Source organism: Pseudomonas sp. 18.1.10 (genome assembly GCF_024655625.1).
Classification (GTDB): domain Bacteria; phylum Pseudomonadota; class Gammaproteobacteria; order Pseudomonadales; family Pseudomonadaceae; genus Aquipseudomonas.
In genome coordinates, this window is sequence record NZ_JANLGL010000026.1 from 22202 (window position 1) to 46602 (window position 24401).

At 61.9% G+C, this 24401-nt stretch carries 23 protein-coding genes, 1 tRNA gene and 1 pseudogene; 10 read left to right on the forward strand and 15 right to left on the reverse strand.

Translation table 11 applies throughout. The annotated features are described in order from the left end of the window. Positions 1–7: 7 nt before the first annotated feature. Genes sctR through NUV89_RS07240 form a run of 8 tightly spaced genes read right to left on the reverse strand, consistent with a single transcriptional unit; the run spans position 8 to position 7986 of the window. Positions 8–661, reverse strand: a complete 654-nt coding sequence (gene sctR, locus NUV89_RS07205) for a type III secretion system export apparatus subunit SctR (protein ID WP_257780757.1) — start codon at positions 659–661, stop codon at positions 8–10. After that, positions 658–1671: a FliM/FliN family flagellar motor switch protein gene (locus tag NUV89_RS07210; RefSeq protein WP_257780758.1), complete on the reverse strand. Its 1014-nt coding sequence runs from the start codon at positions 1669–1671 to the stop codon at positions 658–660. Before NUV89_RS07210 ends, sctR begins: the two co-directional genes overlap by 4 nt. Continuing rightward, positions 1668–2126 (reverse strand): type III secretion system HrpP C-terminal domain-containing protein, encoded by a 459-nt coding sequence (locus tag NUV89_RS07215; RefSeq protein ID WP_257780759.1) that lies wholly within the window; start codon positions 2124–2126, stop codon positions 1668–1670. The genes NUV89_RS07210 and NUV89_RS07215 overlap by 4 nt, the downstream gene beginning before the upstream one ends. Continuing rightward, positions 2123–2551 (reverse strand): YscO family type III secretion system apparatus protein, encoded by a 429-nt coding sequence (locus tag NUV89_RS07220; protein ID WP_257780760.1) that lies wholly within the window; start codon positions 2549–2551, stop codon positions 2123–2125. Before NUV89_RS07220 ends, NUV89_RS07215 begins: the two co-directional genes overlap by 4 nt. Continuing rightward, on the reverse strand, positions 2538–3896 hold the full coding sequence (locus tag NUV89_RS07225; protein WP_308220187.1) for a FliI/YscN family ATPase: 1359 nt from the start codon (positions 3894–3896) through the stop codon (positions 2538–2540). Before NUV89_RS07225 ends, NUV89_RS07220 begins: the two co-directional genes overlap by 14 nt. Then, the gene (locus NUV89_RS07230) at positions 3893–4795 is read right to left on the reverse strand and encodes an FHA domain-containing protein (RefSeq protein WP_257780761.1); all 903 of its coding nucleotides are present in this window, start codon (positions 4793–4795) and stop codon (positions 3893–3895) included. Before NUV89_RS07230 ends, NUV89_RS07225 begins: the two co-directional genes overlap by 4 nt. A 37-nt stretch (positions 4796–4832) precedes the next feature. After that, on the reverse strand, positions 4833–6926 hold the full coding sequence (gene sctV / locus NUV89_RS07235) for a type III secretion system export apparatus subunit SctV (RefSeq protein ID WP_257780762.1): 2094 nt from the start codon (positions 6924–6926) through the stop codon (positions 4833–4835). A gap of 1 nt (position 6927) precedes the next feature. After that, complete coding sequence (locus tag NUV89_RS07240) at positions 6928–7986, reverse strand: HrpJ domain-containing protein (protein WP_257780763.1); 1059 nt, start codon at positions 7984–7986, stop codon at positions 6928–6930. A 263-nt stretch (positions 7987–8249) separates the two neighbouring features. Here NUV89_RS07240 and NUV89_RS07245 point away from each other — a divergent pair, with 263 nt between their 5' ends. The 5 genes from NUV89_RS07245 to pgeF all read left to right on the forward strand — a co-directional run bounded on the left by NUV89_RS07245 (position 8250) and on the right by pgeF (position 12681). Next, positions 8250–8801, forward strand: a complete 552-nt coding sequence (locus NUV89_RS07245; RefSeq protein WP_257780764.1) for an RNA polymerase sigma factor — start codon at positions 8250–8252, stop codon at positions 8799–8801. A 268-nt stretch (positions 8802–9069) separates the two neighbouring features. Further along, a tRNA-Met gene (locus NUV89_RS07250) sits at positions 9070–9146 on the forward strand. Positions 9147–9299: 153 nt separating this feature from the next. Continuing rightward, complete coding sequence (locus NUV89_RS07255; RefSeq protein ID WP_257780765.1) at positions 9300–10079, forward strand: PhzF family phenazine biosynthesis protein; 780 nt, start codon at positions 9300–9302, stop codon at positions 10077–10079. A gap of 36 nt (positions 10080–10115) precedes the next feature. Then, positions 10116–11945 carry a gamma-glutamyltransferase gene (gene ggt, locus NUV89_RS07260; protein ID WP_257780766.1) on the forward strand — a complete coding sequence of 610 codons (1830 nt, stop codon included), beginning with the start codon at positions 10116–10118 and terminating at the stop codon, positions 11943–11945. A gap of 25 nt (positions 11946–11970) precedes the next feature. Further along, the gene (gene pgeF / locus NUV89_RS07265) at positions 11971–12681 is read left to right on the forward strand and encodes a peptidoglycan editing factor PgeF (RefSeq protein WP_257780767.1); all 711 of its coding nucleotides are present in this window, start codon (positions 11971–11973) and stop codon (positions 12679–12681) included. Here pgeF and ddlA read toward each other — a convergent pair. Beyond that, complete coding sequence (gene ddlA / locus NUV89_RS07270; RefSeq protein WP_257780768.1) at positions 12671–13765, reverse strand: D-alanine--D-alanine ligase; 1095 nt, start codon at positions 13763–13765, stop codon at positions 12671–12673. The two genes, pgeF and ddlA, sit on opposite strands and share 11 nt — an antisense overlap. A gap of 44 nt (positions 13766–13809) precedes the next feature. Then, positions 13810–14448, reverse strand: coding sequence for a LysE family transporter (locus NUV89_RS07275; RefSeq protein ID WP_257780769.1), 639 nt, complete (start codon positions 14446–14448; stop codon positions 13810–13812). Between the two features lie 139 nt (positions 14449–14587). Between NUV89_RS07275 and NUV89_RS07280 the strand changes: the two genes are divergently transcribed. After that, entirely contained in the window at positions 14588–15397 is an 810-nt protein-coding gene (locus NUV89_RS07280) for an AraC family transcriptional regulator (RefSeq protein ID WP_257780770.1), read from the forward strand. A gap of 124 nt (positions 15398–15521) precedes the next feature. On the opposite strand, the gene NUV89_RS07285 is transcribed toward NUV89_RS07280, so the two are convergent. Continuing rightward, positions 15522–16865, reverse strand: a complete 1344-nt coding sequence (locus NUV89_RS07285; protein ID WP_257780780.1) for an MFS transporter — start codon at positions 16863–16865, stop codon at positions 15522–15524. A 122-nt stretch (positions 16866–16987) separates the two neighbouring features. On the opposite strand from NUV89_RS07285, the gene NUV89_RS07290 reads away from it, so the two are divergent. Further along, complete coding sequence (locus tag NUV89_RS07290; protein ID WP_257780771.1) at positions 16988–17872, forward strand: LysR family transcriptional regulator; 885 nt, start codon at positions 16988–16990, stop codon at positions 17870–17872. 3 nt (positions 17873–17875) lie between these two features. Here NUV89_RS07290 and NUV89_RS07295 read toward each other — a convergent pair whose 3' ends face one another. From NUV89_RS07295 to NUV89_RS07305, 4 genes and pseudogenes are all read right to left on the reverse strand, one after another. Then, entirely contained in the window at positions 17876–18451 is a 576-nt protein-coding gene (locus NUV89_RS07295) for a flavin reductase family protein (protein WP_257780772.1), read from the reverse strand. A 52-nt stretch (positions 18452–18503) separates the two neighbouring features. Next, positions 18504–18935, reverse strand: coding sequence for a methyl-accepting chemotaxis protein (locus NUV89_RS29890; protein ID WP_374684460.1), 432 nt, complete (start codon positions 18933–18935; stop codon positions 18504–18506). A gap of 108 nt (positions 18936–19043) precedes the next feature. Beyond that, positions 19044–19862, reverse strand: a pseudogene (locus NUV89_RS29895) (PAS domain-containing protein); the annotation flags it as partial. A 63-nt stretch (positions 19863–19925) separates the two neighbouring features. Next, a complete protein-coding gene (locus NUV89_RS07305) occupies positions 19926–20258 on the reverse strand; it encodes a DUF2790 domain-containing protein (protein ID WP_257780774.1) in 333 nt (110 codons plus the stop codon). 226 nt (positions 20259–20484) lie between these two features. On the opposite strand from NUV89_RS07305, the gene NUV89_RS07310 reads away from it, so the two are divergent. The 3 genes from NUV89_RS07310 to NUV89_RS07320 all read left to right on the forward strand — a co-directional run bounded on the left by NUV89_RS07310 (position 20485) and on the right by NUV89_RS07320 (position 24214). After that, positions 20485–21804, forward strand: coding sequence for an OprD family porin (locus NUV89_RS07310; RefSeq protein ID WP_257780775.1), 1320 nt, complete (start codon positions 20485–20487; stop codon positions 21802–21804). A 344-nt stretch (positions 21805–22148) separates the two neighbouring features. Beyond that, positions 22149–22823 carry a heavy metal response regulator transcription factor gene (locus NUV89_RS07315; protein ID WP_257780776.1) on the forward strand — a complete coding sequence of 225 codons (675 nt, stop codon included), beginning with the start codon at positions 22149–22151 and terminating at the stop codon, positions 22821–22823. Then, the gene (locus NUV89_RS07320; RefSeq protein WP_257780777.1) at positions 22820–24214 is read left to right on the forward strand and encodes a heavy metal sensor histidine kinase; all 1395 of its coding nucleotides are present in this window, start codon (positions 22820–22822) and stop codon (positions 24212–24214) included. The genes NUV89_RS07315 and NUV89_RS07320 overlap by 4 nt, the downstream gene beginning before the upstream one ends. Positions 24215–24401 lie beyond the last annotated feature (187 nt).

A 24401-nucleotide genomic window follows, 5' to 3' on the forward strand; every position in this document is an offset into this window, starting at 1 on the left:
ACGCCTCTCAGAGATAAGAAAGGAACAGGCTGTCGAGCAACCGCGACCAGCCAGACACCAGCACGAACAGCAACAGCTTGAGCGGCAGGGAAATGGTCATCGGCGAGACCATCTGCATGCCCAGCGCCAGCAGCAGGTTGGAAACAATGAGGTCGATCACGATGAAGGGGATGTAGATCAGGAAGCCGATCTCGAACCCCGCCTGCAATTGCGATAGCACAAAGGCCGGAATCAGCAGGATAAGGTCCTCACGCTGGACCTCCTGCGCCATTTTCGCAGGCCACAGACGTGCGGTGTTTTCCAGTAGATGGGTCAGCACATCCGCATCCACATTGCGCAGCATGAAGGCGCGCAAGGGCTTGATGGCCTCATTACCGGTATCCAGAAACGTTTGCACGTTGCTCATGTCCAGGGGCGAAGCCTTGACGCTCTCGGCGATCTCATACCCCACCGGCGCCATGATAAACAGGGTGGCCGCCAGGGCGATTCCGTTGATGGCCATGCTCGGCGGGACCTGTTGTACGCCGATGGCATTGCGGGTAATCATCAGCACAATCACGATTTTCAAGAAGGCTGTGCAGACCACCAACAGCATGGGCATCAACGACAGCGCCCCCAGAAATATCGCCAGGACTATCGGGTCCAGCCCTTGAAGTATCATCGACCGAACACCACCCGGGACAACTGCAACCCCAGGCGCCCGTCGACCTCCACCAACTGCCCCTGGCCAATGGGCCGATCGCCGTAATACAGGCCTGCCATGCCGGGGGCGAAACCGGCAATACCCAGCACCGCGCCGGGCGCGAGGTTACGCAACTCCCCCAAGGTCAAGTTCAGTGTTCCGCAGCGTACGCTCAGCGCCATGCTTAATTCATCAAAAGGCTCGGGGCCGAATACATCCATGACGGGTTCATCGTCTTCATGCCCCGAGTAATGAGGTACAGCTAGATCTTCGTCCACGGACGTGCCCTCGATAGAAGTAAGAATGAAACGTAACCATCCGGTGTCATCGTCAATACCGCCATGCAGGCGCTTTCTGCCGACCGGCACATAACCGCTGCCCCCGGCCTGGAAAGCAGTCTGTTCAAGCACCAGCACATCGCCGGCTCGCAGGCTGCCAGCCTGTACGATGGGTAACCGCAACCGCCCAAGAGTCACGTCAATTGCCAGTTGAAACGACAACGGCAGCGGTGCAGCCGAGGCCTGCCAGGCCCCCGCTTCATGCAACGCAAAAAAACTTTCCGGACTCAGCCACACATACCCCTCGACCCGGGACGCCCCCAGCGTCACGGTGAGACGGCAGCCAAAGCCCTTTGGTCGCTCGGCGTGCAGCAACCGCACATAACCCAACAGCGCTCGTACTTCGGGGCTCAGGTGATACTGGAACAACGCCCAGAACCAGGAGTCCGGGTCGTCACCAGCCCCAGCGAAGGTCACCGGACACTCCCCCAGCAGGCTAAGCAACGGCCCTGCCTGAGCGAGCGCCAGCACACCGCATTGCGTGTCGAAGCACAGCGATTCGCCGCCAGATGGCGGACGTCCAGGCTCGAGCCGCAACTCCCCGGCCTGCCCCACGACCTTGAACGGCAGGTGCAGGCCGCGGCCCAGTCGGTGGCGTGCGGCAACCACGTCGCCCTTGATCGAAGGCAATGTCACTATCGGTACGATCATGGTTTACCGACGTTTGGCAGAACCAGGTTGACCGGCAGCCCCAACGTTTGCGCAAAGCGGCCCTCGCATTGTTGCCGTACGCCGCTGAGCCAGCGCGCGGTGGCGTCGTGTTCCGCCTCCAGCTCAATGGCCCAGGCGCCTTGTTCCCGGCGCACGCTGGCGTTGATCCGGCCCAGGCGTGGCAAGTACAGCACCGCCTGCAACGGCCACTGCGAACCGGCCAGCACACGCGGCCCCAGCTGTTCGGCGAGCGCTTCGATCTGGGCGACACCCGCTGCTGATTTTTTCGCCGATAAGGAGGCTCCCGCTCCACCGCCCTCCCGCTCATCAGCAAACAACCGTGCGAACAGTCGCCCTTGCTCCCAGGGCACGACGCCCACCGCGCCCGGTTCACGCTCATCCCGTGGTTCACGCAGGCGTGGACGCTCGGTCGGTTTATTTGCTACCTGGGTCATGTCGGCTCCTGTGCCAGTAAAAGAGAGAGCTCCTGAAGCTTTTCCACCTGCCGCAGGCATTCGGTGACCTGTTTCTGGGCACTGCCAACCCGGTGTTCCTTTTCTGTCCGCTGGTTGCGCAACGCCTCGAGTTGCCCTTCTTCGCGCTGGGTGCTGGCAGATAAAGAGTGCTCCTGTGCGCGCCAGGATTTCAGACCCGTCAAGGTCAGCGTCTGGCCCTGGTGCTGGCTGAGCAACTGAGCACTTTGCCGGGCCTCCTCCTGCCGCGTGTGCTCAAGTGCATCCTGGGCCTGCCGGATGTGAACAAGCAGGGCCTGCTGCTCTCGTTTCGCCTCGCGCAGGGCACGCTCGGCCCGATCGGCCCTGTGCCTGCGCAGACGCCGTAGCGTCTCCACTTCACCGAGCAGCACATCAGAATGGGACATAGGCCGTCAGCTCCTTCAGTTGCTCCAGCGTGGCCGCCATCGGCGTGGGCTCACGCAAATCCTGGCGAAGGAAACCGTCCACCGCCTGGCGGCTGTCCACTGCCAGGTCAGTCAGGGCATCGCTGCCAGGCTGGTACTCCCCCAGCTTGAGCATCAGCTCGATCTGCTGGTAGGCCGACAACAGACGGCGCAACGCCGTACCCGCGCGGATATCTTCAGGCTCGGCGACGTTGGTCAATATTCGTGAAAGGCTGGCCAGCACATCCACCGCCGGATAGTGCCCACGCTCGGCCAATTTGCGTGACAGCACGATATGGCCATCGAGCAGCGAACGTACTTCATCGGCCACCGGGTCATTCATCGAGTCCTGCTCGATCAGCACGGTGTAGATGGCCGTGATCACACCCTCGCGGGTCAGCCCGGCGCGCTCAACCAGGCGTGGCAGCAAGCTGTACACCGAAGGCGGCAGGCCACCGCGTCCCAGGGGTTCGCCGGCAGCCAGGCCGATTTCGCGTTGGGCCCTGGCGAAACGGGTCAGGGAGTCGATCAGCAGCAACACCCGTTGCCCCTTGCGCCGAAAACCTTCGGCCAATGCCGTGGCGGTGAACGCGGCGCGGGCGCGCTCCATGCTGGAGCGATCAGATGTGGCACACACCAGTACCGCTTTGGCGCGCAGTTGGTCATCCAGCTCATGGTCGAGAAACTCGCGCAATTCCCGACCCCGCTCGCCGATCAGGCCGAACACAATGACATCACACTCGACGTTACGGGCGATCTCGGCCAACAAGGTCGTCTTGCCGCAGCCGGCCCCGGCGAACAGACCGACGCGCTGGCCTTCACCGAGCGTCATCAATCCATCGATGGAACGTACTCCGGTAGCCAGCGCACGGTTGATCCGCGGCCGCTCGGTGGGCAACGGCGCTTCGCACAACACCGCACTGGTATCCGGCAGCTCGGCGTCGACAAACGCACTGGCCCCCTGCCCCGTGATCGGCCGTCCGAAACCATCCAGCACCTGGCCCAACAGCGCTGCGCTGACCTGCACCCGATGCGATACGCCCAGGCGCTCGACACTGGCCCCCACGCGCACGCCTTCCAGATTCCCCAGGGCACTTAGCACCGCATCTTGCTGATCGAAGCCGATGATTTCGGCGAGCATGTAGTCACCCGGCGTTTTTTCGACCCGGCACAAGTCGCCGATGCGCGCTTGAGGTAGCCGGCACTGCAGCAGCATGCCGTTGACGCGCTGGATTCGACCGCGCATCGCCACCGGCGCAAAGCTGCCCAGCGCCTGGGCCTGACGCTGTTGCCAGGCGTCGAGGCGCACGTGCAATGGCGTACTCACCAGTGCACCTCGTAACGCTGCGTGCCATCAAACACCACCTTGCTGTTGTCGATCAGTACCAGGCGCAGCCCTTCCACCTGATCGCCAACAAAGAGTCGGCTGCCCTCCTCCAGAACCACGTGACCGTTCGGCCCGCCGATGATCTGCACAATCCTGAACGGCAATGCATCATCGCGCACACGCACACGGCTGATAACCGGTACCGCGCTGTCAAATTGCTCACCAAAACGACTGAGCATCCGCGCCACCAACTCCACATCGTCCTGGGACACGCCCCCACTGAGCACAACTTGGCCATTGATTACTTGCAAGCTGATCCGCTGGCTCAACTCACGCTCGCCGAGCATCTTCAGCAACTGCTGGCGCACGTCAAACGGTGAAGCCAATTCGTGTTTGTTCACCACCGCGGGCATCAGGGAAGCCTGCGCCTCGTGCTCCCCTGTGGAGGCCATGCCCACCACCGCGATGACCACCGCCATCACCAGCACCAGGCTAATCAAGCGCTTTTGCTGGATGGGTGAGATGGACGATAACTTCAGCGCCCGCGCCGGTTCATCCGGCGATGGCGACGACGCTACGGATACCGGGGCCGTTGGCTGGGGCCACGGCTGCTCCGCCAAGGTCACACACAGACGTACGCCGCCCACCAGGAAGGGAACGTTCAACGCCAGGTGCGGGATCTGCGCCCTGGCCTGGCCATCCGCTGCGTACACCAACTGCGCCTGGGCCTGCACCGACCAGTTGGCGTCGAAAAACCGCAGCAGAGCATGATGTTCGGCAACCTCTGGATCGCTCAGCACCAAGTCAGCGTCTGCCTGGGCACCGATGCTCCACTGTTCGCCGAACAACGGTAACGCGGCGCCCTGCCGCAGCCCATCAAGCACCCGCAACTCGAACATCACCAAGCCCTCCTTCCAACCGACCATGGCCGTGGGGTCATGCCGCTGCACCCCGCATCAACGCTTCCTGACCAAGGTCAATGCGCCCCAACACCTTGACCTTGGAGCTGCTCCCCAACTCAGCGAAAGACAGCACCGGCACATGGTTGAACTCTTCCAGCAACAAGGTGCGCAAGGGGCTGCGCAAGTCTTGCGCCACCAACATCACGCTTTTGGTCTTGGCCCTTAAGACAAAGGCCTGATTGAGCAGGCTGATAAGCACCGCGCTGTGGTCCTCGCCCAACGCAAAGAACACCCCGGTCTGGGTCTGGCGCAGGGCTTCGCGCAGGATGTTTTCGCTCTGTGGCGACAACAGCCATGCATGCAGGCCGTCGTCCTCGCTGTACTGGTGGTAGATCTGCGCCTTGAGGGCAATGCGCGCATAGTCGGCCAGGGCTTCCGGCTCACGTTCATGCTGCCCGTATTCGATCAACGACTCGACGATCAGCCGCACCGCCCGCAGGGGTACACCTTCACTGGCCAGGCGTTGCAACACCGCTGAAAAACGCGACAGCGGCATAATGCGCTGCAGTTCCTGCACCAGCTCCGGTTGGTTTTGCTCCAGCCAACTCAGGATCGACTTGCTCTCCTGAATCCCCAGGAACTGGGGCCCGCTGAGCATCATTGCCTGCTTCATACGCTCGATAATCAGGCTCGTGGCAGTGAAGCGCTCCAGTTGCGGATCATCAAGCAACGGATCATCAGGAGGCAGCCAGAGCCAATCCTGTTCATCCCGCTCGACCAGCCCCGGTATGGCGTGCTCAGGCTCAACCGTCAGCACGTTTCGCGCAACGGCCACACGACCAACCACCGACGCCCTGACCATGGGCACTTCATGTACGCAAAAGCGCATTTCATCGTCGGCCAGGGCGTCATCGAGTTCGACTTCGAACGGCGGCAATGTCAGGCCAATGTTGGCGACCAGCGAGTTTCGGGCCTGGCGAATCCCATGAATCAGATCCGTCACTTCGGGCGTCCCGCGCAGGACGGGGGAAAACTGCAACAGGTAGGGGCGCGACGGATCAAATCCGCGCAAGTCCTCTTTACCGTTCTCTTCGGGGCGCACGGCGGTGGCGGCTTCATCGGAGGGCTTTTCCTGTCGGGCACGCTGGCGCACCAGGAAGTAACCCAGGCTGCCGGTTATCAGCGCAATCAGGATAAACACCAGGGTAGGCATGCCAGGTACTGCAGCAAACGCAAGCATCCCCACCGACGCAATCACCCAGCTTTTCGGCTCGCTGGTCATTTGCCGGGCAATTTCGGCGCCCATGTTAGTGATGCCTTTGCGCCCGTCCGGCGCCACGCGGGTAATAATCATGCCGGCAGTCAGGGAGATCAGCAGCGCTGGAATTTGTGCAATCAGGCCATCACCGATGGTCAGTACCGAGTACAACGCCATGGAGTCGGCAGCGCTCAAGCCGTGCTGGAACATGCCCGTGGAAAAGCCTCCCAACAGGTTCACCACGACGATAATCAAACCGGCGATGGCATCGCCCTTGACGAATTTCATGGCGCCATCCATGGCCCCGAACAGTTGGCTTTCACGCGACAGCTGATCGCGCTTGTCACGCGCCTGAATGCCGTCAATCAGCCCGGCACGCAAATCGCTGTCGATCGACATTTGCTTTCCCGGCATGGCATCCAGGCTGAACCGCGCCGCGACCTCGGCGACCCGCTCCGAACCCTTGGTAATCACCAGGAAGTTGACCAGGGTCAGGATCAGGAAGATCACCATCCCTACCGCCAGGTTTCCCCCCACCACGAAATTACCGAACGCCTCGACGATATCACCGGCGTCCTGCTCCAACAGGATCAGGCGCGTGGTCGCGATCGACAGTGCCAGCCGAAACATGGTGGTCAGCAACAGGATCGACGGGAACGACGAGAACGCCAAAGGGCCCGGTAGATAAAGCGCCAGCACGATCAACAGGCAAGATATGCAGATATTGAGCGCAATCAGAATATCTACCAGCCAGGTCGGCAGTGGCACGATAAAGATAAAGATAATGGCCATGACCACCACGGCGCCCAGCACTTCGGCTCGCTGCGCCACTTTGAGCAGCAAGCCATTGATGGACGACAGTAGAGGCATGTCAGGCCCCTGCCATGTTTGGAAACCGCTGGGTGCCACCGTCGCTCCGGTTCAGTTCATCCATCAACGCGATAAACGTGAACAAGGTTTCCTCGCGGACTCGACTGTCAGGCCACAAGGCCATAGGTAGCTCCCGGAACAGAGGGAAAAGCGCGTTCAGAGCTACCAGCCTTCGAGGGCGCAAACTGCCTCCCATCTCTTGCCCAAGCAGCAAGATTTCCTCGGCGGCGATACCGCTGTTGGCATATCCGAGCAGGCGCTGCAGAAGGGTAACGGCCTCCTGTTCAATGCCCAGTCGCAGTTTCAACGCCAGGCATCCGGCTAACACTGAGCCCAACTGCCCACAGCTTCGCAGGCCCAGCAGCAAGGAATGCAACAGTGGCTTGTCCATCGATGACTTCTTGGCGGCGATATCGTCCACCAAGGCTTTACGCATCACATTGAGCCCCTCGTGGAAGCGCTCGCCGCCGTACACACCCAGTAAGGTTTGCATCATCGTCGTTAGGGATTGGCGCGTGACCACACTGGCGTAGTAGAGCGACCGCAGTGCTTGGCGCTCCTGCGGATCGACACTGGCCGCCTGCAATGAGCGGGCGGTGTTCAGGCCAGCCAGAATCTCCCTTTCGTATTTGGCCTCCAGGTTGGCAATAGCTGCGCGTGCCGCGTCGGCCTCAGGGCGACGCGCTTCAGCGTCCGCGTGGGCAGCCACATGCTTGAGCACCACAAACGCACGCGCCGGATCCCCACCCACCTCTGCGAGCAACTCGTCGATATTCGCTTTTTGCAGCAACAGCATCCTGATGAGACGCGAAATGGAGGCCATGCTTGCCTGGGCCGGATGACCCAATTGGTCATAGAGCTGCACCATTTTTTCCGCTGGAGGCACGCGCAACCCCATCTGTCGTTGGGCCAGCGGGAGCTTATTGAGCTCCACTTCCTGATTGAACAGAAGGGCCAGTTCATCACTCCCCTTCGCCGGCTCGGGCACGGAAGCATTGCTGACAACAGGTTTATCCAAGTGTTGGACTGTTTGCACATCGCTATGGGATTCGACTTTCATGGGCAGGCCCGTTCAGGAAGAGTATTTCCTTGTGTGGCGAGACCGGCCCATGTGGTTCCATCGAGATTCAATGCCACTGCGAGTTTGAAAATACTTGCAAACGCTCTGTTTTCACACGTGCAAAACACTGCATGAAAGCGCTTCAATACAAGATATTAATTTATATAAATCAACTAGTTACATGTTTTTTTCCATTTGGCACAAGCAGTGCTATCGGGTTCCTGTCGATACGTTTCGACTGCGTCTACCCAAAGGAAAAAATCATGAGTATCCCTATTGAAGCTTTGGTTCACCTTGTTGGCAGTTCGCCTCAATTCATGCTTCACCTGACGGACGACCAGCAAAAAAAGCTGCGCCGTTTTATTCACAAACGTGTGCTCAATCCCGAGGATGCGGATGATCTTCTGCAACTGACTTACCTGGAGGCCTGGCGCAATAGGGAGCGCTTCGGCGGCCAGGCCACCCTCAGCACCTGGATGTGCGGCATTGCCCAGAACCTGATCCGCAACCACTTCCGGCGCATGTATGCCAAGCCGGTCCATTGCGAATTCGATGAGACGCTGTGGCATGGCCAGGAGGACAGCCGTAACCTGGACTGGGAATTCGAAATCAACCGTCGCCTGGAGAAAACCCTGACCGCCATTGACCACCTGCCGATGGAGATGCGTAAAACACTGTACGCCTCGCTGGAAACCGACGGCAGCTACCAGGACACCGCCGACGTGTTGGACATCCCGATCGGCACGGTTCGCTCACGCCTATCGCGAGCGCGCGAACAACTCAAGCGCGTCACCCATAACTCGCGACACCCCTAAGTAAGGCTACGCGTTGGGCGACAGGGATATCTGCCCAACCGGGTCACACGCCAACGGCACCAAGAGGCCATCGCCGCGCCCCTCGTCGATCGCCCCCCACCGAAAAACCGCTCCCTCCACCTGAATTCTTCAGCGCAGAAACATCAACGCCCACCGCGCCACTCGTCGCGGATTCAGCCTATTTCGCTTAAACAGTTGAAAGCGTAGATAAAAATTAAAAATAAACGCTTGACGCATTCCCGTTCTCCGCGAATAATGCGCGCCACTTGGCTACATAGCTCAGTTGGTTAGAGCATAGCATTCATAATGCTGGGGTCCGGGGTTCAAGTCCCTGTGTAGCCACCAAGTACTAAAAACGGCTTACCGAAAGGTAGGCCGTTTTTTTATGCCTGCGGAAAAGTACCGCACACATACGTTCAAAAAAAACCGCCATCTGTACGTCGACGCCCCCACTGACCCACTGTTAGTGTCCTGCCTCCCCCACACGGAGCGCCCCCGATGAAATTGGACATCTACCAAGTCGACGCTTTCAGCCAACACACCTTCGGCGGTAACCCGGCGGCCGTCTGCCCGCTGACCGAATGGCTGCCCAACGAACAACTGCACAACATCGCCGCCGAGAACAACCTCTCGGAGACCGCGTTTTTCGTGCCGCGTGGCGATATCTATGAGCTGCGCTGGTTTACCCCGGAAGTCGAAGTGGACCTGTGCGGCCATGCCACGCTGGCAGCGGCCTGGGTGTTGATCCACCAGTTGGCGGACGCCCCCGAAGTGCTGCGCTTTGCCACCCGCAGCGGCGAGCTGCGGGTGACACGCAATGGCGACGAGCTGGCGATGGACTTCCCGGCCAAGCGCCCGGAGCGTTGCGAGCCGCCGGCGGGGATGTTGAGCGCGCTGGGCATCGAGCGCGCCGAAGTCTTCGGCACCGATGACTACATCGTGCTGGTGGACGACGAAGCCCAGGTCGCCGCGCTGACCCCGGACTTCGCGCGCCTCAAGGGCCTGCCCAAGCGCGGGATCGCCGTGACAGCCAAAAGCGCGCGGTTCGATTTTGTCTCGCGCTGGTTCGGGCCGAACGTGGGCGTCAATGAAGACCCGGTCACCGGTTCCGCCCACACCTCGCTGGCACCGTTCTGGGCCGAGCGCCTGGGCAAGCAGCAAATGACCGCCGAACAAGGCGGCAAGCGCCGTGGCCAGTTGCGCTGCGAGCTCCAGGGCGACCGCGTAATCATCTCGGGCAACGCCGTGCTCTACCTGCAAGGCACGATTTACCTGTAAAACACCAAGCCCCAAGGACAACAGATCATTCTCAAAATGAACGGAGTTCAGCGCGTGTTTTCGATTTATCGCCGGCCGTTGTCGGTCTTGGCTGCGACCCTCACCCTGGCCGCCTGCCACAGCCCAGTCACCGAACAACCTCCGGCACCGGAGCTGGGCTCGGGCTATCGCAGCGACCTCACGCTGCGTCACGCCGAGCGCCACATGGCTGCCGCCGCCAACCCACTGGCCGCCGCAGCCGGGCGCGAGATGCTGCGCCAAGGCGGTTCGGCGATTGACGCGGCGATTGCGATGCAGGCCGTGTTGACCCTGGTGGAGCCACAGTCGTCGGGCATTGGCGGCGGTGCATTCATCATGCTGTGGGACGGCCAGAACGTGCACGCCTATGACGGCCGCGAAACCGCACCGGCCGGGGCGACCGAGCGCTTGTTCCTGAGGGCCGACGGCACACCGATGGGGTTTGCCGAGGCGCAGATCGGCGGGCGTTCCGTCGGCACGCCGGGGGTTTTGCGCGCGCTGGAAATGGCCCACGACAAGAGCGGGCGCCTGCCCTGGGCTACGCTGTTCGAGCCGGCGATTCGTTTGTCGCAGCAGGGCTTTGCGATTTCCCCGCGCCTGCACGCGCTGATTGCCGCTGACCGCTACATCCCGCAGTCGCCGGACATGGCGGCGTATTTCTTGAATGCCGATGGCACGCCCAAGGCCACCGGCACGCTATTGAAAAACCCGGCGCTGGCCGCCGTGTTCCAACGCATCGCCAAGGAAGGGCCAAACGCGCTGTACCACGGGCCGATTGCCGCTGAAATCGCACGCAAGGTGCAGGGCCACGGCAACGCCGGGAGCCTGTCCCAGGCGGACCTCCAAGGCTACAGCGCCAAAGAGCGTGCGCCGCTGTGCACCGACTACAAGCAATGGAAAGTCTGCGGCATGCCGCCGCCGTCGTCGGGCGGGATTGCCATCGCGCAGATCCTCGGCACCCTGCAGGCGCTGCAAGCGCGTAACCCGCAACAGGCCATCGCGCCGATGACACCGCGCAAGAGCGCCTCACCGGCCGGCCTGGAACCGACGCCCGAGGCCGTGCACCTGCTCTCCGAAGCCGGCCGCCTGGCGTTCGCCGACCGCGCGCTGTACGTGGCCGATGCCGACTTCGTTCCCGTGCCGCTCGCCGGTCTCGTCGCCCCTGAATACCTGGCCAAACGCGCCGCCTTGATCGGCGAACGCAGCATGGGCATCGCCAAGCCCGGCACACCAGCGGGCATCGCAGTGGCGTACGCCCCAGACCGCTCGCCGCTGCGCATCTCCACCTCGCAAGTGGTGGCGGTGGACGACCAGGGCGGTGCCGTGTCGATGACCACCACGGTCGAAGCGGCATTCGGCGCCCATGTGATGGTCCAGGGCTTTTTGCTCAACAACCAGATGACCGACTTCTCGTTCATCCCCGAGGAAAACGGCCAGCCCGTAGCCAACCGCGTCGAGCCCGGCAAACGCCCGCGCTCGGCCATGGCGCCGACGCTGGTCTTCGACCGCCACAGCGGCGAGTTGCTGGCCACCGTCGGCTCGCCGGGAGGCTCGCAGATCATCGAGTACGTGAGCAAGTCCCTGGTGGCGATGCTCGACTGGCAACTCGACCCGCAAGCGGCCATCAGCCTGCCCAACTTTGGCAGCCGCAATGGTGCCACCGAACTGGAAGCGGGCTTGTTCAGCCCCGGGTTGAAACAGGCTCTGAAAGACAAGGGCCATGCCCTCAACGAGATCGATATGACCAGTGGCGTGCAGGCCATCGTGCGCACCCGCGATGCCCAGGGCAAAGTGTCACTCAGTGGCGGCGCGGACCCTCGACGTGAAGGCGAAGCCCTCGGCGACTGAAACTTTTAGCGATGGAGACAACCCCGTGCAACAGGCAGACAACCTCGGCGCCCTCGTTGGCGTCGATCATGGTTTTTGTACGATCAATGACCCGCAGTGCCCGGATGACGTGCTTATCTGCAAGCAGGTGCACAGCGCCGCCGTGATCGACTGGCAAGCGGATCAGCCGAGCAATACAGTGCCGGCCGACGGCGTGTTCACCGGCTCGCAGCAGCCGATCGCGGTGATTACGGCCGACTGTCTGCCCATCCTTATCGCCGCCCACAACGGCGAGAAAGTGGCGGCGGTGCATGGCGGTTGGAAAGGCCTGCAAGCCGGGATCATCGCCAATGCCGTGCAACGTTTTGCCGAGGACGGGATTGGCGCCGAGCAGTTGCAAGTGGCTATCGGCCCGTCGATCAAGCCCTGCTGTTATGAGGTGAGCGCCGACTTTATCGCGCAGTTCCAGGCCGATCAGGGTCACTTGTGGCACTTTGCCCAACCGACGCCGCTGCTGCCACCGCAGATCGCACCGCCCCATGCGCGCCAAACCGGCAGCGCGTGGTTCGACTTGAGCGCCTACGCGCTGATGCTGTTGCACGCGGCCGGCGTTCGGCGCGAGCAGGTAGAGGTCAGCGCGGTCTGCACTTACTGCACGTCGCCGGCGTTTGCCAGCTACCGCAGAAGGACCCATCACCCGGAGGAGGTGAGGACGTTGTTGTATTCGTGGATTGCTCGTAGAGCCATCACCGACTGATCTTCAACCCCTTGCGCCCCGCATGCCGCTCCAACGCCAGCTCGATCAACCGGCTCACCAGTTCGCTGTAGCTCATCCCCGCCGCCTGCCACAGCTTGGGGTACATGCTGATGCGGGTGAAGCCGGGCAGTGAGTTGATTTCATTGATAAGCACTTCGCCGTCGTCGGTCAAAAACACATCGACCCGCGCCAGCCCCGCGCAACCCAACACTTCAAACGCCTCGATGGCCAAACGGCGGATACGTTCGCTGGCGTCGACGCTGATCGCCGCCGGCACCACCACCTGGGCGGCCTGGTCGTCGATGTATTTGCTGTCGTAGGAATAGAAACCGTTGCTCACCACAATCTCGCCGCAACCGCTGGCGATGGGGTTGTCATTGCCCAGCACGGCGCATTCGATTTCACGGCCGCTGACAGCGGATTCCACCAGCACTTTTTCATCAAAGCCCAGGGCCAGTTCGACAGCGGCGTGGTACTCGGCTGCGTTGCCGACCTTGCTCACCCCCACCGACGAACCCTGGTTGGCCGGCTTGACGAACAGCGGCAGACCGAGCGTGTTCACCGCCGTATCAAAGCTTGTCTGTGCCGCATTGCGACGGGTCAGGGTGATGAACGGCGTGACTGCAATCCCGGCATCGCGCAGCAGGCGCTTGCTGATGTCCTTGTCCATGCACACCGCCGAGCCGAGCACATCGGAGCCGACAAATGGCAGGTCGGCCATGCGCAGCAGGCCTTGCAGGCAACCGTCCTCGCCCAGGGAGCCGTGGACGATGGGGAAGATTACATCGACATGGGCCAGCAGGTCGCCGCCGGAGGTTTCCAGCAGTTGCTGGCTGGCCTTGCCCGGCACCACCGCCAGTTCGCGGTTGGATTGGTTGAGGGCGATCAAGGCCGGGTTTTCCTGGTTAATCAGGAAGTTCGAGGTGTCGTTGAGGTGCCAGTGGCCGGCCTTGTCGATGCCGATCAGCACCGGCTCGAAGCGCGTGCGATCAAGGGCGTCGACGATATTGCGCGCCGATTGCAACGACACTTCGTGCTCGGCCGAACGACCACCAAAAATAATCCCTACGCGCACCTTGCTCATGACCCAGCCTCACTGTTGAAAGTATGGCTTCTTACCACGGGCCGTCAGCGATTCGCTACCAGATGTGCGCCGAACAACAGGTAGCAACTGCCAGCAAAGCGGTCGAGCCATTTGCGCGAACGGCTGTAGAGGTTGGCCATGCGCTCGCTGGAAAACACCAGGGCCACGCAGGAATACCAGCTGAAGGACAAGGTGGCCATGGTGAGCACCGCCAGGGTCAGCAACATCGGCGATGGCGAAGGCGGCATGGTGGACGCGAAGATGGTCGCGACAAACAGCGCCGCTTTGGGATTGGACAGGTTGCCCAGCAACCCCAGGCGCCACGCGGAGAACAGCGAGCGCCGAGGCGCGTCCGGCAGCAGGTTCTGGCCCATGGCCGGCGCCGAGCGTTTGAACAGTTTCAGGCCGAGGTAGATGAGGTAGCAGCCACCGATGATCTTGAAGGCCAGGTACAGCATCGGTGCCGCAGTAAACAGCGACTTGATGCCCAGGCCTCCCGCCAGCCCCCACAGGATCGTACCGGTGGCCACGCCCGCCGACGCCACCACGCCATGGCGGCGCGAACAGCTGGCGGCCAACTGCGCGGTATTGAAAAAATTCGGGCCCGGCGTTACGACTGCCACGGTCCACAACAGCGCCAGCGAGACCAGGGGCGCCACATAGGCGGGGTTGAAAAAATCCATTGTGGGCAGCTCCATCGGCACGGGGCACAAAACGCGATCATAGGCCTCGCCCCTGCCTTGCACAATCGTACAAGACCCCGGCAGACTGGGAGCGCAGACTCGGTTAACGTGTTTCCACCTCACTGTGTGACAAGCCACCATGGGCAATCCCATCTCCCCCCTCGACTGGATGCACCGCGCCCCGCATGCCAGCGGTATGGACCGTATCGAGGCGTACTTTGCCGGCTTCGCGTTCGACCCCCATCGCCATGACACCTACGCCATCGGCCGAACGTTGTTCGGCGTGCAGAGCTTTCACTATCGCGGCTGCATGACCCACAGCCTGCCCGGCACGACCATGGTGATTCATCCCGACGAGACCCACGACGGCCGCGCCAGCAGTGAGGAAGGCTTCCGCTACCGCATGATCTATGTGGAGCCGGCGCTGATCCAACAGATCCTCGGCGGCAAGCCATTGCCGTTCATTCCCTGTGGCCATACCACCGACCCGCGCCTGTTCCGCGCCAGCGAAGTGCTGCTGCAAAGCCTGGATTGCCCGATTGATCCGCTGCAGGAACAGGACGCCATGTACGACGTGGCGCAAGCCCTGAGCGATGCGTCCGGGGTAATCACCAGCCGCAAGAGCTTCGACTACGTCGCCGCCGAACGCGCGCGGGAATTTATCCACAGCGCCCTGGGCCGCAGCATCACCCTGGACGAAATGGCCGACCACGCCGGCCGCGACCGCTGGGCGTTGTCGCGGGATTTCCGCTTGTTATTCGGCACCAGCCCTTACCGCTACCTGACGATGCGCCGGCTGGACCTGGTGCGCAGCCTGCTGGCCCAGGGCCAATCGCTGGTGAATGCGGCGATGACGGCCGGGTTCACCGACCAAAGCCACATGACCCGGCAGTTTCGCAGCACCTACGGCATGCCGCCGTCGCGTTGGGTGAAGATGCTGGGCCGCTGAAGCGTCAATTTGCAAATGCGATCAAAAATGTGGGAGCGGGCTTGCTCGCGAATGCGGAGTGTCAGTCGCTGGAGATGTTGACTGGTCCACCGCCTTCGCGAGCAAGCCCGCTCCCACATTGGCTTTAGGTTGTCTCTAGAATCGAGTTCGACTTAGCGCCGCCTTCCCTGAACCCAACGGCCACCACCGCCCCCACCAGCGCAATCCCCGCACTCCACCACAACGCCCACTCAATCCCACCGGCATTCGCCAACGACACCAACACCGCCAACCCCAGCGCCCCACCGATCTGCTGGCTGGTGGACGCCATCCCCGCCGCCACGCCCTGCTCGCCCGGGCGAATACCCAGGCCGGCTGCCACCCACATCGCCGTCCACGTCATGCCCTGGCCGATGCTCAAGATAAAAATCCCCGGCAGCAGCGACCAGAATCCCACGCCCGTCGGTAATGCCCAGCACACCAGCGCAATGCCCACGGCCCCCGCCAATTGCCCGCTGACCAGCGTGTTGCGAAGTCCAATCCTGACCAGCGAACGCTCCGCCAGCCAGATGCCGAACGTACACACCAGGGTCGCCGGCAAAAACGCCAAGCCCGCCTGCAACACGCTGTAGCCGTAGACCTGCTGGTAATACAGCGCCAGAAAGTAGTACTGCACGCCAAAGCTGCTCATAAACACTGCCGTCAGCACCATGGCCATGCGCAGCTCGCGGTAGGCCAACAGCCGCAGCGGCATCAACGGGTCGCGGCCGCGGTGTTCGATCCAGGCAAACAGCCCCAGCAGCGCCACGGCCAGGGCGATGCAACCGAGGGTCGACGGCGCCGTCCAGCCCCATTCCGGGCCTTGCACCAGGGCGAACACCAGCAAGGTGCCGCCGACGGTCACGGTCAGCGCGCCGCTGATATCGAAGTTGCGCCCACGGGCCCGCTCGCCGTCGGCAGGAATCCAGTAACGCGCTGCCCAGGCGCAGCCACCCGCCAACGGCACGTTCACCAGGAACACCGCCTCCCAGCCCCACACCTGGGTCAACACGCCGCCGAGCAAGGCACCCAGCGCCAAGCCCGCTGCCGACGCGGCGCTCCACACTGCAAACGCGCGGTTACGCTCAGGCCCTTCGGCGTAGTGGGTGTTAATCAACGCCAGGGTCGCCGGAAACAACAGCGCCCCGCCCACGCCCTGCACCGCCCGCGCCAGCACCAGCAACACCGCGCTGCCGCCCAGCACGGCGGCCAGGGACGCCAACGCATACAGCGCCTGCCCTGTCCGGTACAAGCGGCGCTTGCCGAGCAGGTCCGTGGCGCGCCCGCCCAACAGCAGGAAACCGCCGAACGCCACGCTGTAGGCGCTCACCACCCACTGCAGTTGCTGGGCGGAAAAATCCAGGTGCGTGCCGATCTGCGGCAGCGCGACAAACACGATGGTGGCGTCGAGGGCGATAATCAGTTGGGCAGTGGCCAACAGCATCAGCATCCAGCCGGAAGGTCGAGAGGGAGACATCACAGCGTCCTGTCCAAAAATGAAGTGCGGCCAGTGTGTTTTATGCGTGATAGATGATAAATAGGGCTATCACTCTTTCAGTAATGACTTTAATCATGGATCTGAACGCTGTTCGCCTGCTGGTCCGCGTGGCCGAAACCCGCAGTTTCACCCGCGCCGCCGGTGACCTGGGGCTGACGCAATCCGGGCTTTCCCGCGCCATCTCACGCCTGGAAAACCAGTTGGGCGTGCGCCTGCTGCAACGCAACACCCGCAGCGTCAGCCTCACGCCCGACGGGCAGTTGTTGTACGAGCGCAGCGCGCCGTTGCTGGCGGAATTGGCCGAGGCCGAGAAGCTGATGCTCGACCGCCGAGGCAGCCCGTCGGGCCTGTTGAAGATCAGCACGCCGTCGCTGTTCGGGCGCAAGGTGGTGATGCCGGTGATCGGCGAACTGACCCTGCGTTATCCCGAACTGCGCATCGAAGCCGTGATGACCGACCGCCTGGTGGACATCGTCGATGAAGGCTTCGATGCCTTGCTGCGTACCGGCGAGATCCACGACCAACGCCTGATCGCCCGAACCCTGGCGCCGTTGCGCTGGGTCACCGTCGCCGCCCCCGCCTACCTCGCCCGGTTCGGCACGCCGCAAACCGTCGACGAGCTCAAGGACCACCACTGCCTCACCGTGCGCAATCTGCGCAGCGGGCGCATGGTGGACTGGCAGTTCATGCTTGATGGCAAGGTGCAGGACGTGAGCGTCGAAGGGCGCCTGATCTTTGATATCGGCGACGCGCTGGTGGACGGCGCCGTGGGTGGTTTTGGCATCGCCCAGGTGATGGATTTTGCCGTGCGCGATGATCTCGCCGCCGGGCGCCTGGTGCCGGTGCTGCAAGCCTTTGCCGGACGCAGCCGGGCGATCTCGCTGGTGTACCCGCCGTCCCGCCAGTATTCGCCGAAGTTGGTGGCGTTTGCCGAGGCGTTGGCAAACGCGCGCTGGTAGGGCTTAGAGCTGGCGCCCGGTAATCGGCTCGCCGATCGTCAGGAAGTTACCGCCCGCGATGTGATGCAAGGTGCGCAGTGCATCATGCCCTTCGAAGTGCCAATGACCTTCGCTGAACACGCGCTCGTCGGCATACGCCGCGACCACTTCGCCGAGGAACAAGTCGTAGGCTTCCTGAGTGTGCGGCTCGGGTAGCAAGCGGCATTCCAGCCAGGCCACGCAGCCTTCCAGCAGCGGTGCATCGGTGTGTTCGCCGTTGAACACCTGTAGGCCGTAAGCGGCGAATTTGTCCGTCTCGCTACCGGAGGTATTGCCGACGGTCTGTACGAGATCGGCCTGGGCCACGCAAGGCACTTGCAGCACGAAGGTGCCACTGCCTTCCAGCAACTGGCGGGTCCAGGTGGACTTGTCCAGCACCACGGCGACCTTCGGCGGTTCGAAGTCCAGCGGCATCGCCCAGGCGGCGGCCATGATATTGCGCTGGCCGTTATGCGCCGCGCTGACCAGCACGGTCGGGCCGTGATTGAGCAAGCGGTAGGCTTTGGACAGCGGAACGGGGCGACGGTGGATAGGGCTCATGGACAGTCGGCTCTTCAAGCAGGAAAGCGCCTACGATACCTGAGCCCTAGTCTCAGCTCGACAGTTGGTTGGCGAACTGTCCTACAGCGCTGACCACCTTCTGCGCACCGTCCTGAATCTCGACGATCACCGAGCCCGCTTCCGCCGCCAACGCCAGGCCTTGCTCGGCTTGCAGGCGACCATCGGTCATCAGCGCCACTGCCTCGCGGGCCATGTCCTGGTTCTGACGCACCACGCCGACAATTTCCTCGGTGGCCTTGCTGGTACGCGAGGCCAATTGGCGCACTTCGTCGGCCACCACCGCAAAACCACGGCCTTGCTCGCCGGCGCGTGCCGCTTCGATGGCCGCGTTGAGCGCCAGCAAGTTGGTCTGCTCGGCAATGCCGCTGATGGTCTTGACGATGCTGCCAATCACCTGGGACTGGGCATTCAACGCTTCGATACCTTCGCCGGCCTGCTGCATGTGCTGGGCCAGGTCGCGCATCACATCCACCGCCTGGGTCACCACCGTGGTGCCGCGCTGGGCGCTGTTGTCGGTTTGCAACGAGGTGCTGTAGGCGATGTTGGCGGCGTCGGAAACCGCTTGTTCCTGATTGACCTGATCGGTAATCACCGTGGCGAACTTGACCACTTTGTACAGGCGATCCGTCGCATCCAGCACCGGGTTGTAGGTCGCTTCCAGCCACACTGTACGACCATGGCTGTCGACCCGCTTGAAGCGCGCCGCGACAAACTCGCCGTTGTTCAGGCGCTTCCAGAAGTTCTGGTACTCGGCGCTGTTGTACTCCTCCGGTTCGCAGAACATGCGGTGATGCTTGCCCTTGATCTGCGCCAGGCTGTAACCCATGCCACCGAGGAAACGATCATTCGCGGTGAGCACGTGCCCACTCAGGTCGAACTCGATCACTGCGGTGGAGCGCACCAGTGCGGTAATCAGGTTTTCATGCTCGCGCGACGCCTCGATGGTGCGAGTCAGGTCGCTGGAGAAAATCGAAAAATGCTTGATCCGTCCATCGGAGCTGCGCACCGGCTGCACGATCGAGCGCAGCCACGCTTCCTCGCCATTGCCGCGCAGCAGGCGCACGGTGCCGGCGAAGTGCTCACCCCGCGTCAGCGCATTGTTGAAGCGCTGCTGGAACTCGTCATGCTTCACATGCGCCGGCGCCAGATCGCCAATGGCGCGGCCTTGCAGCTGGCCGCTCTGGTAGGCCATTTCCTTGAGGAAGTTGCCATTGGCCCAGTCGATACGCCCCTGGGGGTCCAGCGTCAGGCACAACATCTCGCTTTCCAGGCTCTCCTTGACCTGCTGCAAGCTGGACAGTTCTTCGCGAAGAGCGGACAGCTCCTGCTTCAAGCGGGTGTTGAACATGGGGCACCGATGGTCAAGTGGAGAGAAGGATCTGACCTGCATCGGCCCTGCCAAGCTTTTCTGAAGAGCCCTTTAGCCCAAGGCCCAACTATATTTTTCGATCCATCAGCCGCCATTGTTTCGGCACATCCCCATCACTTGGTATTCGATGGTGTTGAGCTTGCCGCTGGAGTCTTCATAGGTCATGCGCGAAGGCACGGCATTACAGCTGCGAACCGGCGGCGTCACGTTGACCACCTTGGCGATATCCAGCGGCATGCCATAGCGATACACCTGCACCTCGGGCGCGGGCTTGCCGTTGCGGGCGGCGTAATCGGCCATGACCTGTTCATTGCGCTCCATCATCAAGGCAAAGGTACGGTCGCCGCCGCCTTCGGCCAACGCACCGAACGACAGGACTGCAGCCAATACACCCAGGCCAAGTTTATAAACGTTCATCAGAAGTTCCTCGTCTCTAAGTTGAGTGCCTAGCGTAACGAGCGAACCCTGACGCGATGTTCACCAGAACATTACTTATTTGTTAGGTGGCCGTAAGTTTCCAAAATTGTAATGTGCGTGCCACTTCGCTGTTATCTGTGATTCGCAACTATCAGCCCGGGCCACATCAATAAGAACGCCCACCTCATATAAGAAGCCGATCACTGCCAATACCGAGGAGCGAAACATGCACAGTGCTTACTACACACTTCCCTTTTCATTGCTGGCCGCGCTGCCCCTGGCCGCCGTGGCCGCGGAAGACAAGCCCGAGGGTTTTATCGAAGGCAGCAGCGTAAACGTGCTGGCGCGCAATTTTTACTTCAACCGCGATGACCGCAAGGGCCAGTCCAGCCCCACCGGCAATGGCTACTCCGAAGCCTGGGCGCAGGGGTTCATTGGCAAATTCGAATCCGGTTTTACCCAGGGCCCCGTCGGTTTTGGCCTGGACGCATTTGCCATGTACGGCCTCAAACTCGACTCGGGCACCGGCCGCAGCGGCGGCAAGGGCTCGTTTGGCGTGCTGCCGGTGGACAGCGACAACCATCCAGAATCCGGCTACAGCAAATTCGGCGGCGCCGCAAAACTGCGCGTGCTGGACACCGTTATCAAGGCCGGTGACGTATTCCCGCTCACACCGGTGGTGGCCTACGGCGACTCGCGGCTGTTGCCGGAAAGCTTTCGTGGCGTCACCGCGCAAAACACCAGCCTGGAGGGCCTGAGCCTGCAAGGCGGACGCTTGAGCGGCATGAGCCAGCCCACCGAAAGCGGCATGGACAAAGGCTTTGCGACGTTCTATGCGGGCAAGGTCGACTCGCCGTGGATCGGCTATTTCGGCGGTGATTATCAACTCAACAAGCATCTGAGCGTGAGCCTGTACAGCAGCCGCCTGAAGGACGCCTGGGACCAGTACTACTTCGGCAGTGCGGCCAATTACCCGCTGAACGATGACGTTTCGCTGTTCGGCGACTTCAACTATTACAAGGCGGTGGATGAGGGCAAAAAGCGGCTGGGGGAGTTCGACAACTCCATCTGGAGCGCCAGGCTCGGCGTGAAGATCGGCGCCCACAGCGTGGCCGTGTCGCACCAACGCAACAACGGGGATGACGACTTCGATTACCTGCGCCAGTCGGACTCGATCTTCCTCAACAACTCGATCCAGTACAGCGACTTCAACGCCCCCAAGGAGCGTTCGTGGATGGTGCGCTACGACCTGGACATGCAGCCCTTCGGCATTCCCGGCCTGTCGTTCATGGCCCGCTACGGCAAAGGTACCGGTGCCGACTACAGCAACGCCAACGCGGTGTACATGCGCCGCGATGCAGCAGGCGACCCGCTGACCGATCAACGCCGCTGGGAGCGCGATATCGAGGCCAAGTACGTGGTGCAAAGTGGCCACTTGAAAGACCTGTCGCTGCGCCTGCGCCAGGCCACGGTGCGGTCCAGTGCATTCGAGTCGGACCTGGAAGAAGTGCGCCTGATTGCCGAATACCCGCTGGCGATTCTCTAAGGCGTTACATTCGTTCGCGCTTGACTTACATCTGTTCACAACTAGCCAGTTATCAAAACTGTAATATTGGCCTCACCTTCCCGTTAAGTTGAACTTTATAGACTGGCTTCAACTTGCAACACCGAGCACATTCATCTCTGAAGCTTTTGTGTAGCTCCTTTGGAAAGAGATGGATTTTTTAACGCCCCATTGGGGCGTTTTTTTTGCGCACTTTCTTAGTTGCGACAGAACGTCGCAGTTGACCCTGAAGCCACTTCACGCTTCAGAATTTTCCTACTCCCCCAGCAACACCCTCCATAAGGAAATGGACCCCCTTCTCTGTTCGGAAAAAAGGTAAACCCCCCATGCGTATCCTTGTGGTTGAGGACGAGCAAAAAACCGCCGCCTATTTGCAGCAAGGCCTGACTGAAAGTGGCTACGTGGTCGACTGCGCCAGCAACGGTATCGACGGCCTGCACCTGGCCGCGCAACACGCCTATGAACTGGTGATTCTCGACGTCAACCTGCCGGGCAAGGACGGCTGGGAAGTGCTCGAACAACTGCGCCGCAACGGCAGCCAGCGCGTAATGATGCTCACCGCCCGTGGCCGCCTGGACGACAAGATCAAGGGCCTGGACATGGGCGCCGATGATTACCTGGTCAAGCCCTTCGAGTTTCCCGAATTGCTCGCGCGGGTGCGCACGTTGTTGCGGCGCAGTGAACATATCCCACAGCCGGAAGTGTTCTGCGTGTCGGACCTGGAACTCGACCCACGTCGCCATCGTGCCTATCGCGGCACCCGGCGCATCGACCTGACCACCAAGGAGTTCGCCCTGCTCCAGGTGCTCATGCGCCAGACCGGCGAAGTGATGACCCGTACGCAGATCATTTCCCTGGTGTGGGACATGAATTTCGACTGCGACACCAACGTGGTGGAAGTTTCCATCAGCCGCCTGCGGGCCAAGGTGGATGACCAGAGCGAGGTCAAGTTGATCCACACCATTCGCGGCGTCGGCTACGTGCTGGAAGCGCGGCCATGAAAACCGGCAGCCTGTCGATGCGCCTCGGCCTGACGGTCAGCCTGATGGGCGCCGGCCTGGTGCTGCTGCTGGCCAGCCTGGCTTACCTGGCCTTGACCCATGAGCTGGAAAAACTCGCGCGCAAGGGCCTGGAAAGCAAGATGGAACAGATCCAGCACAGCCTGGCCCAGGGCCTGGACGCCCGCGACATCCGCGCGCGCCCGCATTCGCTGTTGGACCTGGTGATCGGCCACGACAACTTCTACCTGACCATCGTCGGCACCGCGCCCGACGAGCGTGTGCTGCTGAGCGTCGGCGCCAAGCCCCAGGCGCCGCTGCTCACCGACTACCCGCACCGCGAAACCCTCGGCTACCTCAACTGGGAGGACAGCGACGGCAACCAGGTGCTCAGTGCGTCCAGCCTGATGCGCCTGGCCAGTGGCGAGCGTGTGCGCGTGGTGCTGTCCCTGGACCGCATGGACGACCAGGCCCTGCTCAGCGCCTACCTGCGCGCCACGGTGGTGGCGCTGCCGTTGCTGCTGCTGTTGATCGGCATGGGCGCCTGGTGGTTGGTGCAGCGCGGGCTGGCGCCGTTAAAACAGTTCAGCCACGTCGCCGCCCAAGTCACCACCCAGGACCTGACCCATCGCTTGGCCCTGGACAACCTGCCCCAGGAACTGCGGGAATTGGCCCAGGGCTTCAACGTGATGCTCAATCGCCTGGACGCGGGGGTGCAGCAGTTGTCGCAATTCTCCGACGATTTGGCCCACGAACTGCGCGCGCCGCTGACCAACCTGATGGGCAAGGCCCAGGTCACGTTGTCGCGCCAGCGTCCGCTGGAGGAATACAAGGTCGCGCTGGAATCCAGCACCGAAGAGCTGGAGCGGTTGTCGCGCATCGTGTCCGACATGCTGTTTTTGGCCCAGGTCAGCCACCCCGCCGCACGCGCGTCGTTCGGGCCAGTGTCGTTGAACGATGAAGCCCAGCGGGTGATGGAGTTGTTTGCCTTGAGTGCCGAAGACAAACACCTGAGCCTGACGTTGATCGGCCAGGCACAGGTCCAGGGTGATCGCCTGATGATCCAGCGCGCCCTTTCCAACCTGCTGTCCAACGCGATTCGCCACAGCCCCCAAGGTGGGCATATTTCGCTGCGGGTGGAGACGTATGCGCAGCAGGTAACGATCTCCGTCAGCAATCCCGGTGTGGGCATTGACGCCCGACACCAGCCGCACCTGTTCGAACGTTTCTACCGCGCCGACAACAGCCGCGCCCGCACCGAAGGCGGCACCGGCCTGGGGCTGGCCATCGTCAAGTCAATCATGACCCTGCACCAGGGCCAGGCCGAAGTGCGCAGCCCGCCGGGTGGCATTACCTCGTTTCGGTTGGTGTTTCCCCTGGTGGCGATTGGTTAAAGGTGGGAGTTGTCGAGCTTTAGCGAGGCTACGAAGGCGGTGGCTCAGGCAACAGAGGTTTCGCCTGGGCCGCCGTCTTCGCAGGCAAGCCAGCTCCCACATTTTGAGCGGTGTACACCTGACACAGCCTGCAAACCCAATCCCCTGTGGGAGTTGTCGAGCTTTAGCGAGGCTACGAAGGCGGTGG

What these genes read in the sequence shown, in the direction of transcription:
- sctV (WP_257780762.1), bottom strand. Translation starts at nt 6,926, where the DNA reads ATGCCTCTACTGTCGTCCATCAATGGCTTGCTGCTCAAAGTGGCGCAG.
- NUV89_RS07305 (WP_257780774.1), bottom strand. Translation starts at nt 20,258, where the DNA reads ATGAACGTTTATAAACTTGGCCTGGGTGTATTGGCTGCAGTCCTGTCG.
- NUV89_RS07210 (WP_257780758.1), bottom strand. Translation starts at nt 1,671, where the DNA reads ATGATCGTACCGATAGTGACATTGCCTTCGATCAAGGGCGACGTGGTT.
- NUV89_RS07220 (WP_257780760.1), bottom strand. Translation starts at nt 2,551, where the DNA reads ATGTCCCATTCTGATGTGCTGCTCGGTGAAGTGGAGACGCTACGGCGT.
- NUV89_RS07295 (WP_257780772.1), bottom strand. Translation starts at nt 18,451, where the DNA reads ATGAGCCCTATCCACCGTCGCCCCGTTCCGCTGTCCAAAGCCTACCGC.
- NUV89_RS07255 (WP_257780765.1), top strand. Translation starts at nt 9,300, where the DNA reads ATGAAATTGGACATCTACCAAGTCGACGCTTTCAGCCAACACACCTTC.
- NUV89_RS07310 (WP_257780775.1), top strand. Translation starts at nt 20,485, where the DNA reads ATGCACAGTGCTTACTACACACTTCCCTTTTCATTGCTGGCCGCGCTG.
- NUV89_RS29890 (WP_374684460.1), bottom strand. Translation starts at nt 18,935, where the DNA reads ATGCGCGACCTGGCCCAGCACATGCAGCAGGCCGGCGAAGGTATCGAA.
- NUV89_RS07290 (WP_257780771.1), top strand. Translation starts at nt 16,988, where the DNA reads ATGGATCTGAACGCTGTTCGCCTGCTGGTCCGCGTGGCCGAAACCCGC.
- NUV89_RS07240 (WP_257780763.1), bottom strand. Translation starts at nt 7,986, where the DNA reads ATGAAAGTCGAATCCCATAGCGATGTGCAAACAGTCCAACACTTGGAT.
- sctR (WP_257780757.1), bottom strand. Translation starts at nt 661, where the DNA reads ATGATACTTCAAGGGCTGGACCCGATAGTCCTGGCGATATTTCTGGGG.
- NUV89_RS07245 (WP_257780764.1), top strand. Translation starts at nt 8,250, where the DNA reads ATGAGTATCCCTATTGAAGCTTTGGTTCACCTTGTTGGCAGTTCGCCT.
- NUV89_RS07275 (WP_257780769.1), bottom strand. Translation starts at nt 14,448, where the DNA reads ATGGATTTTTTCAACCCCGCCTATGTGGCGCCCCTGGTCTCGCTGGCG.
- NUV89_RS07215 (WP_257780759.1), bottom strand. Translation starts at nt 2,126, where the DNA reads ATGACCCAGGTAGCAAATAAACCGACCGAGCGTCCACGCCTGCGTGAA.
- NUV89_RS07285 (WP_257780780.1), bottom strand. Translation starts at nt 16,865, where the DNA reads ATGCTGATGCTGTTGGCCACTGCCCAACTGATTATCGCCCTCGACGCC.
- NUV89_RS07230 (WP_257780761.1), bottom strand. Translation starts at nt 4,795, where the DNA reads ATGTTCGAGTTGCGGGTGCTTGATGGGCTGCGGCAGGGCGCCGCGTTA.
- NUV89_RS07315 (WP_257780776.1), top strand. Translation starts at nt 22,149, where the DNA reads ATGCGTATCCTTGTGGTTGAGGACGAGCAAAAAACCGCCGCCTATTTG.
- ggt (WP_257780766.1), top strand. Translation starts at nt 10,116, where the DNA reads ATGAACGGAGTTCAGCGCGTGTTTTCGATTTATCGCCGGCCGTTGTCG.
- ddlA (WP_257780768.1), bottom strand. Translation starts at nt 13,765, where the DNA reads ATGAGCAAGGTGCGCGTAGGGATTATTTTTGGTGGTCGTTCGGCCGAG.
- NUV89_RS07280 (WP_257780770.1), top strand. Translation starts at nt 14,588, where the DNA reads ATGGGCAATCCCATCTCCCCCCTCGACTGGATGCACCGCGCCCCGCAT.
- NUV89_RS07320 (WP_257780777.1), top strand. Translation starts at nt 22,820, where the DNA reads ATGAAAACCGGCAGCCTGTCGATGCGCCTCGGCCTGACGGTCAGCCTG.